This is a genomic window from Phenylobacterium sp., assembly GCF_046291545.1.
In the GTDB taxonomy this organism is placed as follows: Bacteria; Pseudomonadota; Alphaproteobacteria; order Caulobacterales; family Caulobacteraceae; genus Phenylobacterium.
In genome coordinates this window covers 175,918-190,606 of the sequence record NZ_JBKBSM010000004.1, presented here as the reverse complement: position 1 = coordinate 190,606, position 14,689 = coordinate 175,918, and the positions used below count along the sequence as shown (strand labels likewise).

Sequence of the window (14,689 nt, the reverse complement as noted above, 5' to 3'; positions counted from 1 at the left end):
ATGGCGCTTCCCGACTTCTCCATGCGTCAGCTCCTGGAAGCTGGCGCCCACTTCGGCCACCAGACGCACCGCTGGAACCCGAAGATGGACCGCTACATCTTCGGCAGCCGCTCGAACATCCATATCATCGACCTGTCGCAGTCGATCCCGCTGCTGCACCAGGCGCTGGTCAAGGCCCGCGAAGTGGCCGCCGGCGGCGGGCGCGTGCTGTTCGTCGGCACCAAGCGCCAGGCCTCCGAGCCGGTGGCCATCGCCGCCAAGCGCTGCGCCCAGTACTATGTGAACCACCGCTGGCTCGGCGGCACCCTGACCAACTGGCGCACCGTGTCGCAGTCGATCAGCCGCCTGCGCGACCTGGAAGGCCTGCTCGATGGCGAAGGCCAAGGCCGGTCCAAGAAGGAGCTGCTGCAACTGACCCGCGAGCGCGACAAGCTGGAGCTGTCGCTGGGCGGGATCAAGGACATGGGCGGCATCCCCGACCTGATGTTCGTGATCGACACCAACAAGGAAGCGATCGCGATCCAGGAGGCGCGCAAGCTGAACATCCCGGTCATCGCGATCCTGGACACCAACTGCGATCCGGACGGCATCACCTATCCGATTCCGGGCAACGACGACGCGGCCCGCGCCATCCAGCTCTACTGCGACCTGATGGCCGATTCGATCCTCGACGGCCTCGCCGCCGGCCAGGCGGCCTCGGGCGTCGACCTTGGCGCTTCGGAGGCGCCGATCGAGCCGACCCTGGCGCGCGAGCTGGCCCCTGAGGCGCCGGCCGCCGAGGCCGAAGCCCAGGAGCAGGCCGCCGGCTGAGCCGGTCCGCCGGCCCGTCGTGAAAACGTGATGGCGAGGCCCCATCTAGGGGGCCCGCCCAACATTCAAGATTGAAGGAGCTGACCATGGCGGAAGTCACCGCTGCGCTGGTCAAAGACCTGCGCGAGAAATCCGGCGCTGGCATGATGGACTGCAAGAAGGCGCTGCAGGAAACCGCCGGGGACATGGAAGCGGCCATCGACTGGCTGCGCACCAAGGGCCTCAGCAAGGCCGCCAAGAAGGCCGACCGCGCCGCCGCCGAAGGGCTGGTGGCCGGCAAGACCAGCGCGGACGGCAAGACCGGCGTGCTGGTCGAACTGAACGCCGAGACCGACTTCGTCTCCAAGAACGAGACGTTCCAGACCGCGGCCCGTGAGTTCGCCGACGTGGCGCTCACGGTCGACGGCGACGTAGACGCCATCCTGGCCGCCAAGACCGCCAAGGGCGACGTGGTCTCCGACGTGATCACCAATCTGATCGCGACCATCGGCGAGAACATGCGCCTGCGCCGTTCGGCGCGCCTGAGCGTCGAGTCCGGCGCTGTCGCGCTCTACCTGCACAACAAGCAGGGCGACGATGTCGCCAAGCTGGCGGTGCTGGTCGCCCTGGAGAGCACCGGTGACGCCGAGGCGCTGAAGGACGTGGGCCGCAAGATCGCCATGCACGTGGCGGGCACGCCGACTCCGCCGCTGGCCCTGACCAGCGCCGAACTCGACCCGGCGGTCGTGGCCAAGGAGCGCGAGATCCAGACCCAGACGGCGATGGAATCGGGCAAGCCCCGCGAGATCGCCGAAAAGATGGTCGAGGGCCGGATCCGCAAGTGGCAGGAAGAAGTGGTCCTGCTGCAGCAGCCCTTCGTCATGAACCCCGACCAGACCATCGAGCAGCTGGTGGCCGAGACCGCCAAGGCGGTGGGCGCGCCGGTGTCCGTGAAGGGCTTCGTGCGCTTCGTCCTGGGCGAAGGCGTGGAGAAGAGCGAGGCTCCGGACTTCGCGACGGAAGTCGCGCAGATGTCGGGCCAGGCCTAAGGGGCCGATCGACCTACGGGGGCGCGGCGCGTTCGACGCGCGCCGCGCCCTTGCGCTATCTTGCCCCGCCAGAATCGGAAACCGTCGCGATGCCCGAGCCCGCCCCGAACCTCCGCTACCGCAAGATCCTCTTGAAGGTCTCCGGGGAGGTCCTGATGGGCGACGCCGCCTTCGGCATCGACTCCAAGACCCTGGATGCGGTGGCCCAGGACATCGCCGAGGTGGTCAGCCACGGCGTCGAGCTGTGCCTCGTGATCGGCGGAGGCAACATCTTCCGCGGCGTGTCGCTGGCCGGCAAGGGTATGGAGCGGGCCAGCGCCGACTATATGGGCATGCTGGCCACGGTGATGAACGCCCTGGCCCTGCAGGGCGCCCTGGAGAAGATCGGGGTCTTCACCCGCGTGCAGTCGGCGATCCCCATGGACGCGGTCTGCGAGCCCTACATCCGCCGCCGCGCCATCCGCCACCTGGAAAAGGGCCGGGTGGTGATCTTCGCCGCCGGCCTGGGGGCCCCGTTCTTCACCACCGACACGCCCGCCGCCCTGCGCGCGGCCGAGATGGGCTGCGACGCCCTGTTCAAGGGCACCAGCGTGGACGGGGTCTATACCGCCGACCCCAAGAAGGTGCCGGAAGCCCAGCGGTACGAGGGCCTGAGCTACCAGGAGGTTCTAGCGAAGGACCTGCGGGTGATGGACGCCTCGGCCATCGCCCTGATGCGAGACAACCAGATCCCGATCGTGGTCTTCTCGATCCGGGAACGAGGAAACTTCCTGAAGGTGCTGAAGGGCGAGGGCGTCTTCACGACCATCGCCTGAACGACCGAACTGCAGATTGGAGAAGCGCCCATGGCCACCGCAGAAAAGCCGGTGCTTTCGAAATACCGGGATCGCATGGACAAGGCGATCACGGCTCTGAAGGAAGAGTTCGCCAGCCTGCGCACCGGACGGGCATCGGCAAGCCTGCTCGACCAGATCCACGTGGAGGCCTACGGCTCGACCGTGCCGCTGAACCAGGTGGCCGCCGTGAGCGTGCCGGAGCCCCGCTCCATCAACGTCAGCGTCTGGGACCGCGGCGTGGTGGTGTCGGTGGAGAAGGCGATCCGCGCCTCCGGCCTGGGGCTCAACCCGGTGGTCGAGGGGCAGAACCTGCGCATCCCGATCCCGCCGCTCACCGAAGAGCGCCGCCGTGATCTGGCCAAGCTCGCCGGCAAGTACGCCGAGCAGCAGCGGATCGCCGTGCGCAACGTGCGCCGCGACGCCATGGACGACCTCCGGAAGGCGGAGAAGGACGGCGTCATCGCCCAGGACGAACACAAGCGCATGGAGGGCGAGGTCCAGAAGATCACCGACGAGGCGATCAAGCGGGTGGACGAAGCCTTGAAAACCAAAGAACAAGAGATCATGCAGGTCTAGCCGTCCGCATTGGTCAGTCAGAGGACGCTCAGGATTCCCATGGCCCTCGCCAAACCCCAGCCGTCGACCAGCGCGGCGGCCGCCGCCGAGGCGCCGGCGCCGCTGCACGTGGCCATCGTCATGGACGGCAACGGGCGGTGGGCCAAGCGCCGCGGGCTGCCGCGGACCCTGGGCCACCGCGCCGGCGTGGAGTCCCTGAAGAAGACGGTGGCCTCCGCCGCCGATCTCAACATCCGCTGGCTGACCGTGTTCGGTTTCTCCACCGAGAACTGGAGCCGCCCGGCCAGCGAAGTGGCCGAACTGATGGCCCTGCCCAAGCGCTATTTCGAGGCCGAGCTCGGCCGCCTGGAACGCGACGGCGTGCGCGTGCGGATCATCGGCCGGCGTGAGGGGCTGTCGCAGGAGCTGGTCGACATCTGCGCCGAGGCGGAGGCCCGTACCGCAGCCAACGACCGGTTCTTTCTGCAGATCGCCTTCAACTACGGCGGCCAGGCCGATATCGCCGACGCCGCCCAGCGCATCGCCCGCGACGCGGTGGCGGGACGGATCTCCCCCGATGCGGTGAACGAGGGCCTGTTCGCCAGCTACCTGGGGACGGCTGGCGTGCCGGCCCCCGACCTGATCGTTCGGCCCTCCGGCGAGCAGCGCCTGTCGAACTTCATGCTCTGGGAAGCGGCCTATGCGGAGTTCGTCTTCCAGGACGTGCTCTGGCCGGACTATGGGCCCGAGCATCTGAAGGCCGCCATCGACGAGTTCCACACGCGTGAGCGGCGATACGGCGGAGCCGTCGCCGATGACGTACTTGCCGCAGGCTAAGCGTTTCGACTGGTCGAACCTCGGGGTCCGCGTCGCATCCGCCATCGTGCTGATCCCGGCCGTCCTGGCGGCGCTGTGGATTGGCGACTGGGCGTTCCTCCTCCTGATCTCCGTAGGCGTCGCCCTGCTCGCCCTGGAGTGGGGCGGGATGAGCGCGCCGCGCGCGCCCAGTCGCGTCGCCGCCGCGATCACGGTGGCTGTGCTGATCGGCCTGTTCCTGGCCCACGGCGGCGCCTTGCCCCTCGCATGGGGGGCGGTGATCGCCGGGGCCGCCGCAGCCGCCCTGGTGGCCCGCGGCGTGGCCGAGCGCCCCGCGGACGCGGCGTTCGGCGTCATCTACATCGGCGTGCCGTGCCTGTGCCTGATGTGGATCCGCACCATGCCCCAGGGCGCGTGGTGGACGCTGATGCTGTTTGCGATCACCTGGGCCGCGGACATCGCGGCGTTCGGCGTCGGCAGTGCGCTGAAGGGGCCCAAGCTGTGGCCCCGGTTCTCGCCCAACAAGACCTGGTCCGGCTTCTTCGGCGGCCTTGCAGGAGCCGTGCTGGCCGGCGCCCTGATGACGTTTGCGCCTCCGTTTCGTCTCAATCCGGTCGCCGCCGGGGTCATCGGGCTCGTGGGGGGCCTTGCGACCATGGCCGGCGACCTGTGGGAATCGATGCTGAAGCGGCGCTTCGGCGTGAAGGATTCCGGCGACCTGATCCCCGGCCACGGGGGACTCCTGGACCGGGTCGACGGACTGATGTTCGCCGCCGTCGTCGTGGCGGCGGCGCGTCTCGTGAATCACCTGGGATGGGACCATTGAGCCTGCCGCGCACCGTCAGCATCCTGGGGTCCACCGGCTCGGTCGGCCTGTCCACCCTGGACCTTCTGGACAAGGTCGGGGAAGAGGTCGAAGTCGCCGCCCTGGTGGCTGGCCGCAACTCCGAACTGCTCGCCCAACAGGCGCTGAAGTGGCGGCCGAAGGTCGCCGTCGTCGAGGACGAGACGGCCCTGCCGGACCTGCGCGAACGCCTGTCCGGCTCCGGAATTCGCGCGGCGGCCGGCGCATCCGCCGTGGTCGAGGCCGCGGCCATGGAAGCCCAGTGGGTGATGTCCGCCATCGTCGGCTTCGCGGGCCTGGCGCCGACCCTGGCCGCCGCCCGCACCGGCGCGATCGTGGCCCTGGCGAACAAGGAGAGCCTGGTCTGCGCCGGGCCCGCGCTGCTGCGCGCCGCCAAGCTCGCCGGCGGGGCGGTGATCCCGGTCGATTCCGAGCATTCGGCGATCTTCCAGGTCTTCGAACGGGAGAACGTCCAGCACATCTCGCGGCTGATCCTGACGGCCTCCGGCGGGCCCTTCCGGACCTGGACGCGGCAGGCGATGAGCGCAGCCACGCGCGAGCAGGCCCTCGCTCATCCGAATTGGTCGATGGGCGCCAAGATTTCGGTCGATTCAGCAACCATGATGAACAAGGGCCTGGAGGTGATCGAGGCCAGCTACCTGTTCGCCATGCCGCCGGAGCGCGTCGACGTCTTGATCCATCCGCAGTCGATCATCCACAGCATGGTGGAGTACGCAGACGGCTCGACGCTGGCCCAGCTCGGCCCGCCGGACATGCGCACGCCCATCGCCTGCGCCTTCGCCTGGCCTGACCGTCTGCCCTGGGACGCGCCGAAGCTCGACCTCACCCGAACGGGGCCGCTGACCTTCGAGGCGCCGGACCCGGAGCGGTTCCCGGCGCTGGAGGTGGCCAAGCAGGCGCTTAGGTCTGGAGGCATGGCCCCGGCCGCGATGAACGCGGCCAACGAGGTGGCGGTGGCCGCGTTCCTTGACCGCAGGATCGGCTTTCTCGATATTGCCGCGACCGTCGCCGAGACGCTTGAGCGACTCGATGCGGACGGCGCTCTCGACGGAGGCGGCGACGCCTTGGAACGGGCCAAGGACACCGATGCGACGGCGCGCCGCGTTGCAAGCGGCCTCGTAGCGGGCCCCCTACGCTCGCGGACAGCCTAAAGGAGCCCCCGTCGCATGCTCGGCTTCGTACAGAGCGCCCTGACCTACATCATCCCCTTCCTGCTGGTGCTGACCCTGGTCGTCACGGTGCATGAGCTGGGGCACTTCCTGGCGGCGCGAAGCTTCGGCGTGGCGGTGGACCGCTTCTCCATCGGCTTCGGGCGGGCGATCGCCCGCTGGACCGACAAGTCCGGCGTGGAATGGCGCGTGGGGTGGATGCCGCTGGGCGGCTACGTCCGGTTCGCCGGCGACGCCAACGCCGCCAGCGTTCCGGACGGCGAAGACCTGGAGGTCATGCGCCGCGAGATCGAGGCGCGGGAAGGAACCGGCGCCGCCGCCCGCTACTATCACTTCAAGCCGATCTGGCAGCGCGCGGTGATCGCCGCGGCCGGGCCCTTCGCCAATTTCTTCCTGGCCGTGGCCCTGTTCGCCGTCCTGTTGATGGCCTTCGGCAAGACGATCTATCCGGCGCGGGTCGACGGGGTGGTCCCCGGCAGCCCGGCCGAGCACGCCGGCTTCCAGGTCGGCGACCGGGTGATCGAGGCCGACGGGCGGCGGATCGAGAGCTTCCTGGAACTGCGCCAGATCGTGTTCCTGCGGGCGGGCGCGCAGATCGATTTCGTGGTCGACCGCGGCGGTCGCACCCTGACCCTGACCGCGACTCCCGAGCGGCGCGTCGTAAGCGACGAAATGGGCGGCGAGCAGCGCGTGGGCGTGCTGGGCCTGGAGGCGCGGGAGAGCTTCAACGACCGCGAGGTGCGCCGCTACAACCCCATCCAGGCCATCGGCGGCGGGGCCGCCATGACCTGGAACATCCTGGACACGACGGTCTACTATCTCGGCCGGCTGGTGAGCGGGCGGGAGACCGCCGATCAGCTCGGCGGGCCGTTGCGGATAGCCCAGGTCTCCGGCAAGGCCGCGCAGGCCGGCGCCGAGGGCGCCAGCGACATCGGCCAGGTGCTGCTGGGCAGCGGCGTGGCCCTGCTCAATCTCGCCGCTGTCCTCTCGGTGGGAATCGGCTTCATGAACCTGTTGCCGGTGCCGGTCCTCGATGGCGGACACCTGCTGTTCTACGCCTATGAGGCCGTCGCGCGCCGCCCGCTGAAGGCGGAAGTGCAGGCGGCGGGCTATAGGCTGGGCCTTGCGCTGTTGGTGGGATTGATGTTGTTCGCCACCTGGAACGATCTGCAACAACTGCGCGTGTTCAAAATCCTCGGCGGCCTCCTGTCCTGAAGCCCGCCCTTTTCCGTACGGCAGACCCGATGCAAAGACCTCGCGCCCGACGCGCCGCGCTCGCCACTGGACTCGCCCTTCTGCTGGGCACGACGGCGCTGGCTGCGCCGCAACTCGCCCTGGCCCAGGCTCCAGCCGAGCAGGGCGGCGTGGTCAACCGCATCCTGGTGGTGGGCAACGAGCGGATCGAGCAGAGCACGGTCATCTCCTACCTGCCGATCCAGCCGGGCGACACGGTGGACCCCCAGCGGCTCGACCTGGCGCTGAAGGCGCTCTACCGCACGGACCTCTTCTCCGACGTCCAGGTCTCGTTCCTGAACGGCGACCTGACGGTCACCGTCGTGGAGAACCCGATCATCAATCGGGTGATCTTCGAGGGCAACAAGGGGATGAAGGAGGACAAGCTGCGCGACGAGGTGACGGTGCGCCCGCGCGGCATCTTCACCCGCTCCAAGGTGCAGCAGGACGTCCAGCGGATCATCGAGCTTTATCGCCGATCCGGCCGCATCTCGGCCTCGGTCGAACCCCAGATCGTCGAGCTGCCGCAGAAGCGCGTGGACCTGATCTTCAAGATCGACGAAGGGCCCAAGAGCGGCGTGCTGCGGGTCAACTTCCTCGGCAACCGGGAGTTCTCGGACAACGACCTTCGCGACGTGGTCGTGACCGAGCAGAGCACCTGGTACAAGTTCTTCTCCAGCAACGCCAACTACGATCCCGACCGGCTGGAATACGACAAGGAGAAGCTGCGCGAGTACTATCGCAACCGCGGCTTCTATGACTTCCGCGTCGTTTCCGGCGTCGCCGAGCTGGCGCCGGACAAGAACGGCTTCGTGGTGACCTACAGCCTGGACGAGGGGCCGGAGTACAAGTTCGGCGAGGTCAAGGTCGAGACCGAACTGCAGAAGCTCAACAAGGACGTGCTGCAGCAGCTCTTGCCGATCCGCTCGGGCGAGACCTACCAGGACGAGAAGATCGAGCAGGCCACCGACGCCCTGACCTTTGCGGCCGGCGCGGCGGGCTTCGCCTTCGTCGATGTGCGGCCGCGCTACACGGCCAACAAGGAAACCAAGACTGTCGACGTGACCTTCCAGGTCCGCGAAGGACCGCGCGTCTACGTCGACCGGATCGACATCGTCGGCAACACCCGCACCCTCGACTACGTGATCCGCCGCGAGATGAACGTGGTGGAGGGGGACGCCTACAACCGCGCTCTGGTGGACCGGTCGCGCAATCAGATCCGCGCCCTCGGCTTCTTCAAGGACGTGACGATCGAGGAGACTCAGGGCAGCGCCCCGGACCGAACCGGCCTGCAGGTGAAGGTCGAGGAGCAGCCCACCGGCGAGCTCTCGTTCAGCGCCGGCTACAGCTCCGTCGACCAGGTCGTGCTCGACCTCGGCGTGACCGAGCGCAACTTCCGCGGCCGCGGCCAGAACGTCCGGGCGCGGATTTCGGTGGGTTCGCTGCGCAAGCAGGTCGACTTCTCGTTCACCGAGCCGCGCTTTGCGGGCCGCGATCTCCAGGCCGGCTACGACCTCTACTACTACGTCTACGACCTGACGGATTATTCGGCCTACAAGACTAGCACCCTCGGCACCGGGGTGCGGCTGGGCTTCCCGCTGACGCTCAATTCGCGGATGGGCCTGCGCTATACGCTGCGGTCCGACGACGTCGAGATCGACGACTCCTACTGCGATCCGAGCGCGCTGCTGGTGTCTCTGGCGCTCTGCGCCCAGCGCGGCTCCTACCTCACCTCGCTGGTCGGCTACAGCTGGCGCCTGGACCGCCGCAACGACCCGATCAACCCCACCCGCGGCTTCTACACCGAGTTCAGCCAGGACCTGGCGGGGCTGGGCGGCGACGTGAACTACCTGCGGACCGAGGGCAGCGCAGGCTGGTACCACGGGTTCAACAAGGACTTCATCCTCAGCGTCGTCGGATCGGGCGGCTATATCGAGGGCTGGAACGGCGACGTGATCCGCGTCAACGACCGGTTCTACAAGGGCGGCAACTCCTTCCGCGGCTTCGAGACGGCCGGCCTCGGCCCGCGCGACACCAACTTTGGACGCTCCGACGCCCTGGGCGGCAAGGCGTACGCCATCGGTTCGGTGGAACTGACCGTGCCGACCTTCCTGCCCGAGCAATACGGCATCAAGGCTTCGCTGTTCTCCGACTTCGGGGCGGTCGGCATTCTGGACGACCAGGACAAGCTCGCCGCCGACGGCACGATCGATCCGGGCATCCGCGACGACTTCTCGCTGCGGGCCTCGGCGGGCATCAGCATCCACTGGCGATCGCCGATGGGGCCGATCCGTTTCGATTTCAGCCAAGTTTTGGCCAAAGAGGACTACGACAAGACCGAATCCTTCAAGTTCTCCACTTCAACCAGGTTCTAGAATCTCATGTCCAACAAACCGCTCGTCGCGGCGACGCTTGTCGCGGCCCTCTCGTTCTCCGTGGGCTCGACGGCGATGGCCCAGCAGGCCGCCGCCCCCGCCGCGCCGCCGGTCACCCACGGGCCCGCCCTGCCGGGCGTCTGCGTGTTGTCCATTGAGGGCGCCATCGCCGGCTCGAGCGTGGGCAAGTACGTCAGCACCCGCATGGAGCAGATCATCACCCAGGTGAACTCCGAGCTGGGCGCCGAGAAGACCGCCATCGACAACGAGGCCAAGACTCTGGACGGTCAGCGCGCAAGCGTCGACCAGAACACCTACGAGCAGCGCGCCGCGGCCCTGCAGGTCCGCGCCAACGCCCTGCAGCGCAAGGCGGCCCTGCGCGACCGCGAGGTGCAGGCGACCCAGCAGAAGGCGCTGGCGCGGGTGGGCCAGGAGCTGGATCCGGTGATCCGGCAGGTCTACCAGCAGAAGCAGTGCAGCATGCTGATCTCGCGCGATGCGCTGGTGATCGCCAATCCGGCCATGGACATCACCCCGCAGGTGGTGACCGGGCTGAACGGCAAGATCGTGCAGTTCGCCTTCGATCGCGAGCGTCTGGACCAGGCCGCCGCGGCCCCGCAGACTAAGCCTGCGACGACTCGCTGATCCGGCGCGCGGGTCGCGCCCAGGGAACTGCATGCCCGATCCGCGCTTCTTCGAGAATCTTGGTCCTGTCAGCCTGGCCGAACTGGCCGAGCTGACGGGCGCCGAGCTGGCTGACCCACAGTCCGGCGGACGCCTCGTTCAAGGCGTGGCGATCCTCGCCAAGGCCACCGCCGACACGGTCACCTTCCTGTCCGACAAGCGCCTGGCGCCTCTGTTGGCCGAGACGTCGGCCGGGGCGTGCTTCGTCACCGCCAAGGCCGCCGACGCCGTGCCCGCGGGCTGCGCCGCCCTGGTGACGCCCTTGCCGCAGGCGGCCTACGCCATGGCCGCCCAGCGCCTGCACAGGCCGCGGCTGCTGGAGCCGGGTCCGGCGATCTCCCCGGAGGCCGTTCTGGAGGAGGGGGTGCGCCTCGCGCCCAACGTGGTGATTGGGGCGGGGGTGCGCATCGGCGCCGGCACCACCGTCGGGGCGGGAGTGGTGATCGGTCCGGGCGTGGCCATCGGCCGCGATTGCGCGATCTCGGCCAACGCCAGCATCGGCTTCGCCCTGATCGGCGACCGGGTGAAGATCCTGGCCAACGCCGCGATCGGCGAGGCCGGCTTCGGCGCGACGCCGGGCCCCAAGGGACTGATCGACATACCTCAGCTCGGCCGGGTGATCCTGCAGGATGGCGTGACGATCGGCGCCACAAGCTGCGTCGATCGCGGGGCCTGGGAGGACACGGTGGTCGGGGAGAACAGCAAGATCGACAACATCGTGCACATCGCCCACAACGTCCAAATGGGCCGCAACTGCGCCGCGGCGGCCTATACCGGAATCTCGGGCAGCGTCACCATCGGCGACGGCGTCCAGTTCGGCGGCCGCGCGGGCGTGGCCGACCACGTCAATATCGGATCAGGCGCGCGTGTGGGCGCCTCGGCCGGCGTTCTGCGGGACATTCCGCCTGGCGAAACCTGGAGCGGCTATCCCGCCCGGCCGCTGCGGGAATGGCTGCGCGAGACGGCCTGGGTGACCAAGATGGCCCGGCGCCGCAGGGAGGGTTCTGAGGAATGAGCCGCAAGGCCCCCGTCAACGAGGCGCCAGACGCCATCGAAATCCTGGAGATCCTGGCGCGGATCCCGCACCGCTACCCGTTCCTGCTGGTGGACCGGGCCGAGGAGTATCGGCCGAGCCAGTCGATTGTCGGCATCAAGTGCGTGACCTTCAACGAGCCGTTCTTCCAGGGCCATTTTCCGGGCTTTCCGGTGATGCCCGGCGTTCTGATCGTCGAGGCCCTGGCGCAGACCGGGGCGGTGCTGATGTCCAAGTCGCTGGACGTGGACGTGGCCGGCAAGACGATTCTGTTCATGTCGCTGGACAACTGCCGCTTCCGCCATCCAGTGCGGCCGGGGGACGTGGTGCGCATGCCGGTCGAGGTGGTGCGCGCCCGCGGCGACGTCTTCAAGTTCCGCGGCAAGGCCCTGGTCGGCGACAAGGTGGCCGCCGAGGCCGAGTTCGCCGCCATGGTGGTGGAGACCCAGTGAGCGCGACCATCCATCCGACGGCCATCGTCGAACCGGGCGCGGAACTGGCGGACGGCGTCAGCATCGGCCCCTACTGCCTGGTCGGCGAGAAGGCCCGCATCGGCGCCGGTACGCGCCTGATGTCCCACGTCGTGATCGACGGGCGCTGCGAGATCGGGGAGGGCAACCTCGTCTATCCGTTCGCCGTTCTCGGCGGGCCGCCGCAGCACACCGCCTACCTCGGCGAGGACACGCGCCTCGTCATCGGCGACAACAACGTCATCCGCGAACACGCCACGATGAACACCGGCACGGTGGCCGGCGGCGGGGTGACGCGCGTGGGCTCCGACGGCTTCTACATGATCGAGTCCCATGTGGGGCACGACTGCGTCGTCGGCGACAACGTGATCCTGACCAAGCAGGCGACCCTGGGCGGCCATTGCCAGATCGGCGACTTCGTCATCGTCGGCGGACTGGCGGCCGTGCACCAGTTCACGCGGGTGGGCCGGCACGCCATGATCGGGGGGCTCGCCGCCGTGGTGAAGGACGTCATTCCCTACGGCTCGGTGTGGGGCAACCACGCCCACCTCGAGGGGCTGAACCTGGTCGGCCTCAAACGCCGCAATTTTTCGCGCGAGACCATCAATACGATGCGCGCGGCCTATCGCCTGCTGTTCGCCGACGAGGGCACCTTCCAGGAGCGGATCGACGACACGGTCGAGACCTATTCGGACTGCGCCGAAGTGATGGAGATCATCGATTTCATCCGCGCCGACGGCAGCCGCCCCCTGTGCCTGCCGCAGCGCGAAGTCTGACGCGGCCATGCGCAAGCTTGGACTGATCGCCGGCGGCGGGTCGCTTCCCGTGGAGATCGCCACGGCCTGCGAGAACTCTGGGCGGCCCTATTTCGTGATCCGCCTGAAGGGAATCGCGGGCGCCGAGTTGGACCCGTTTCCCGGCGCCGAGGTCGGGCTGGCGGAGCTTGGCAAATGCTTCCGCACGCTCAAGCGCGCCGGCTGCCAGGCCGTCTGCCTCGCGGGCAACGTGGCGCGGCCGGACTTCTCGGCGCTGAAGCCGGACCTGCGGGGCTTGGCGCTGCTGCCCGCGGTGATCGCCGCAGCCCGCAAGGGCGACGACGCCCTGTTGCGCATGCTGGTCGGCGAGTTCGAGAAGGAGGGCTTCACGGTCGAGGGCGCCCATGAGGCGATCGGCGATCTGGCCCTCGCAGCCGGCGCCCTGGGCCGCCATGCGCCCGGGCCGGATCATCAGACCGACATCGAGCGGGCCCTGCACGTCGCCCGCGAGATCGGCCGGCTCGACATCGGCCAGGGGGCGGTGGTCTGCGACGGACTGGTGCTGGCGGTGGAGGCCCAGGAGGGGACCGACGCCATGCTTCGGCGGGTGTGCGACCTGCCGGGCGCGATCCGTGGCGCTCCCGGCGCCCCGCGCGGGGTGCTGGCCAAGGCGCCCAAGCCCATCCAGGAGACGAGGGTGGATCTGCCGACCATCGGGCTGAACACCGTCCAGCAGGCGGCCAAGGCCGGCCTTGCAGGCATCGCTGGCGTGGCGGGCGGCATGCTGGTGCTGGATCGTGAGGCCGTGATCGAGCTGGCCGACGAACTCGGTCTGTTCGTCGTCGGCGTCGAGCCTCCGAGCCCATGACGAAGCCGCTCTGCGTCATGCTGGTGGCGGCCGAGGCCTCCGGCGACGACCGGGGCGCGGGTCTGGCTCGGGCGCTGAAGGCGCGGCTCGGGCCGGGCGCCGTCCGCTTCGTGGGCGTGGGCGGCGAACAGATGGCGCGGGAAGGGGTCGAAAGCCCCTTCGACATTTCCGAGCTCTCGATCCTTGGTCTGCTCGAAGGGCTGATGGCCTATCGCAAGGTGGTGCGCCGCGTGGCCGACACCGCAGCCCTGGCGGCGCGCGAACGGCCGGACGTGGCGGTGCTGATCGATTCCTGGGGCTTCACCCTGCGGGTGGCGCAGGCGCTGCGCCGGCAGGACCCGACGCTGCCGCTGATCAAGTACGTGGGGCCCCAGGTCTGGGCGTCTCGGCCGGGACGGGCGAAGACCCTGGCCCGCGCGGTTGACCACCTGCTCGCCATCCACGTGTTCGATGCGCCCTTCTTCGAGAAGGAGGGGCTGAAGGTCACCTTCGTCGGCAACGCCGCGCTCGCGCTGGACTTCGACGGCGCCGACCCCCAGCGCCTGCGCAGGCGGCTGGGCCTCGCCGAGGACGCGCAGATCCTTCTGGTGCTGCCGGGAAGCCGGCCGGGCGAGATCAAGAACGTGCTGCCGGCGTTCGAGGCCGCGGTGAGCCGGCTGAAGGCCGAGCGGCCGGATCTGGAGATTCTGGTGCCTGCCGCGCCCACAGTGCTCGACGCCGTGCGCTCGGCGGTCGCCGGCTGGCCCTATCGCGCCCACGTGCTGGAGGGCGAGGAAGCCAAGTTGGACGCCATGAAGGCCGCCACCGTCGCCCTGGCCTGTTCGGGCACGGTGACCACCGAGCTGGCGATCGCCGGATGCCCGATGGTGGTCGGCTATCGGCTGGGGCGGCTTACCTACGCCATCATGCAGCGGCTGATCCGCACCCCCTACATCACCCTGTTCAACATCGCGGCCCAGGATTTCGTCGCCCCAGAGTTCGTGCAGGATCGCTGCAACGGGGAGGCTCTCGCCGCGGCCCTCGCCGCGCGGCTCGACGACGCCGAATTGCGCGCCCGCCAGGTCGCCGCCCAGGACGCCGCGTTGGTCAAGATGGGGCGGGGCGGTCCTGATCCCTCGGAAGCTGCGGCCGCGGCCGTGCTGAAGGTGCTCGCCGAACGGGGCCCCGGCGCATAGGCGACCACCGCCCCCCC

The 14,689-nt window shown here is 69.0% G+C and carries 15 protein-coding genes; all 15 read left to right on the top strand.

Going from position 1 to position 14,689, the window contains the following annotated elements; translation table 11 throughout:
• The 15 genes from rpsB (at position 1) to lpxB (ending at position 14,672) form a co-directional block, all read left to right on the top strand.
• Complete coding sequence (gene rpsB, locus ACK4YQ_RS12030; protein ID WP_409611650.1) at positions 1–810, top strand: 30S ribosomal protein S2; 810 nt, start codon at positions 1–3, stop codon at positions 808–810.
• 86 nt (positions 811–896) lie between these two features.
• The gene (gene tsf, locus ACK4YQ_RS12025) at positions 897–1,838 is read left to right on the top strand and encodes a translation elongation factor Ts (protein ID WP_409611649.1); all 942 of its coding nucleotides are present in this window, start codon (positions 897–899) and stop codon (positions 1,836–1,838) included.
• An 89-nt stretch (positions 1,839–1,927) separates the two neighbouring features.
• Positions 1,928–2,653: a UMP kinase gene (gene pyrH, locus ACK4YQ_RS12020; RefSeq protein WP_409611648.1), complete on the top strand. Its 726-nt coding sequence runs from the start codon at positions 1,928–1,930 to the stop codon at positions 2,651–2,653.
• Between the two features lie 30 nt (positions 2,654–2,683).
• Positions 2,684–3,250, top strand: a complete 567-nt coding sequence (frr, locus tag ACK4YQ_RS12015; RefSeq protein WP_409611647.1) for a ribosome recycling factor — start codon at positions 2,684–2,686, stop codon at positions 3,248–3,250.
• A gap of 39 nt (positions 3,251–3,289) precedes the next feature.
• Positions 3,290–4,066, top strand: coding sequence for a polyprenyl diphosphate synthase (uppS, locus tag ACK4YQ_RS12010; protein WP_409611646.1), 777 nt, complete (start codon positions 3,290–3,292; stop codon positions 4,064–4,066).
• Entirely contained in the window at positions 4,044–4,871 is an 828-nt protein-coding gene (locus ACK4YQ_RS12005) for a phosphatidate cytidylyltransferase (RefSeq protein WP_409611645.1), read from the top strand. The genes uppS and ACK4YQ_RS12005 overlap by 23 nt, the downstream gene beginning before the upstream one ends.
• Positions 4,859–6,061, top strand: coding sequence for a 1-deoxy-D-xylulose-5-phosphate reductoisomerase (locus ACK4YQ_RS12000; protein WP_409611644.1), 1,203 nt, complete (start codon positions 4,859–4,861; stop codon positions 6,059–6,061). The genes ACK4YQ_RS12005 and ACK4YQ_RS12000 overlap by 13 nt, the downstream gene beginning before the upstream one ends.
• 15 nt (positions 6,062–6,076) lie before the next feature.
• Entirely contained in the window at positions 6,077–7,294 is a 1,218-nt protein-coding gene (locus ACK4YQ_RS11995) for a M50 family metallopeptidase (protein ID WP_409611643.1), read from the top strand.
• Between the two features lie 29 nt (positions 7,295–7,323).
• Positions 7,324–9,687 (top strand): outer membrane protein assembly factor BamA, encoded by a 2,364-nt coding sequence (bamA, locus tag ACK4YQ_RS11990; protein ID WP_409611642.1) that lies wholly within the window; start codon positions 7,324–7,326, stop codon positions 9,685–9,687.
• A gap of 6 nt (positions 9,688–9,693) precedes the next feature.
• Positions 9,694–10,332, top strand: a complete 639-nt coding sequence (locus tag ACK4YQ_RS11985; protein ID WP_409611641.1) for an OmpH family outer membrane protein — start codon at positions 9,694–9,696, stop codon at positions 10,330–10,332.
• Positions 10,333–10,363: 31 nt separating this feature from the next.
• The gene (gene lpxD, locus ACK4YQ_RS11980) at positions 10,364–11,386 is read left to right on the top strand and encodes a UDP-3-O-(3-hydroxymyristoyl)glucosamine N-acyltransferase (RefSeq protein ID WP_409611640.1); all 1,023 of its coding nucleotides are present in this window, start codon (positions 10,364–10,366) and stop codon (positions 11,384–11,386) included.
• Positions 11,383–11,856: a 3-hydroxyacyl-ACP dehydratase FabZ gene (gene fabZ / locus ACK4YQ_RS11975; protein ID WP_409611639.1), complete on the top strand. Its 474-nt coding sequence runs from the start codon at positions 11,383–11,385 to the stop codon at positions 11,854–11,856. The genes lpxD and fabZ overlap by 4 nt, the downstream gene beginning before the upstream one ends.
• On the top strand, positions 11,853–12,650 hold the full coding sequence (gene lpxA, locus ACK4YQ_RS11970) for an acyl-ACP--UDP-N-acetylglucosamine O-acyltransferase (RefSeq protein WP_409611638.1): 798 nt from the start codon (positions 11,853–11,855) through the stop codon (positions 12,648–12,650). The genes fabZ and lpxA overlap by 4 nt, the downstream gene beginning before the upstream one ends.
• Before the next feature lie 7 nt (positions 12,651–12,657).
• A complete protein-coding gene (lpxI, locus tag ACK4YQ_RS11965; protein WP_409611637.1) occupies positions 12,658–13,497 on the top strand; it encodes a UDP-2,3-diacylglucosamine diphosphatase in 840 nt (279 codons plus the stop codon).
• On the top strand, positions 13,494–14,672 hold the full coding sequence (gene lpxB / locus ACK4YQ_RS11960; RefSeq protein ID WP_409611636.1) for a lipid-A-disaccharide synthase: 1,179 nt from the start codon (positions 13,494–13,496) through the stop codon (positions 14,670–14,672). Before lpxI ends, lpxB begins: the two co-directional genes overlap by 4 nt.
• Positions 14,673–14,689 lie beyond the last annotated feature (17 nt).

What these genes read in the sequence shown, in the direction of transcription:
- rpsB (WP_409611650.1), top strand. Translation starts at nt 1, where the DNA reads ATGGCGCTTCCCGACTTCTCCATGCGTCAGCTCCTGGAAGCTGGCGCC.
- tsf (WP_409611649.1), top strand. Translation starts at nt 897, where the DNA reads ATGGCGGAAGTCACCGCTGCGCTGGTCAAAGACCTGCGCGAGAAATCC.
- pyrH (WP_409611648.1), top strand. Translation starts at nt 1,928, where the DNA reads ATGCCCGAGCCCGCCCCGAACCTCCGCTACCGCAAGATCCTCTTGAAG.
- frr (WP_409611647.1), top strand. Translation starts at nt 2,684, where the DNA reads ATGGCCACCGCAGAAAAGCCGGTGCTTTCGAAATACCGGGATCGCATG.
- uppS (WP_409611646.1), top strand. Translation starts at nt 3,290, where the DNA reads ATGGCCCTCGCCAAACCCCAGCCGTCGACCAGCGCGGCGGCCGCCGCC.
- ACK4YQ_RS12005 (WP_409611645.1), top strand. Translation starts at nt 4,044, where the DNA reads ATGACGTACTTGCCGCAGGCTAAGCGTTTCGACTGGTCGAACCTCGGG.
- ACK4YQ_RS12000 (WP_409611644.1), top strand. Translation starts at nt 4,859, where the DNA reads ATGGGACCATTGAGCCTGCCGCGCACCGTCAGCATCCTGGGGTCCACC.
- ACK4YQ_RS11995 (WP_409611643.1), top strand. Translation starts at nt 6,077, where the DNA reads ATGCTCGGCTTCGTACAGAGCGCCCTGACCTACATCATCCCCTTCCTG.
- bamA (WP_409611642.1), top strand. Translation starts at nt 7,324, where the DNA reads ATGCAAAGACCTCGCGCCCGACGCGCCGCGCTCGCCACTGGACTCGCC.
- ACK4YQ_RS11985 (WP_409611641.1), top strand. Translation starts at nt 9,694, where the DNA reads ATGTCCAACAAACCGCTCGTCGCGGCGACGCTTGTCGCGGCCCTCTCG.
- lpxD (WP_409611640.1), top strand. Translation starts at nt 10,364, where the DNA reads ATGCCCGATCCGCGCTTCTTCGAGAATCTTGGTCCTGTCAGCCTGGCC.
- fabZ (WP_409611639.1), top strand. Translation starts at nt 11,383, where the DNA reads ATGAGCCGCAAGGCCCCCGTCAACGAGGCGCCAGACGCCATCGAAATC.
- lpxI (WP_409611637.1), top strand. Translation starts at nt 12,658, where the DNA reads ATGCGCAAGCTTGGACTGATCGCCGGCGGCGGGTCGCTTCCCGTGGAG.
- lpxB (WP_409611636.1), top strand. Translation starts at nt 13,494, where the DNA reads ATGACGAAGCCGCTCTGCGTCATGCTGGTGGCGGCCGAGGCCTCCGGC.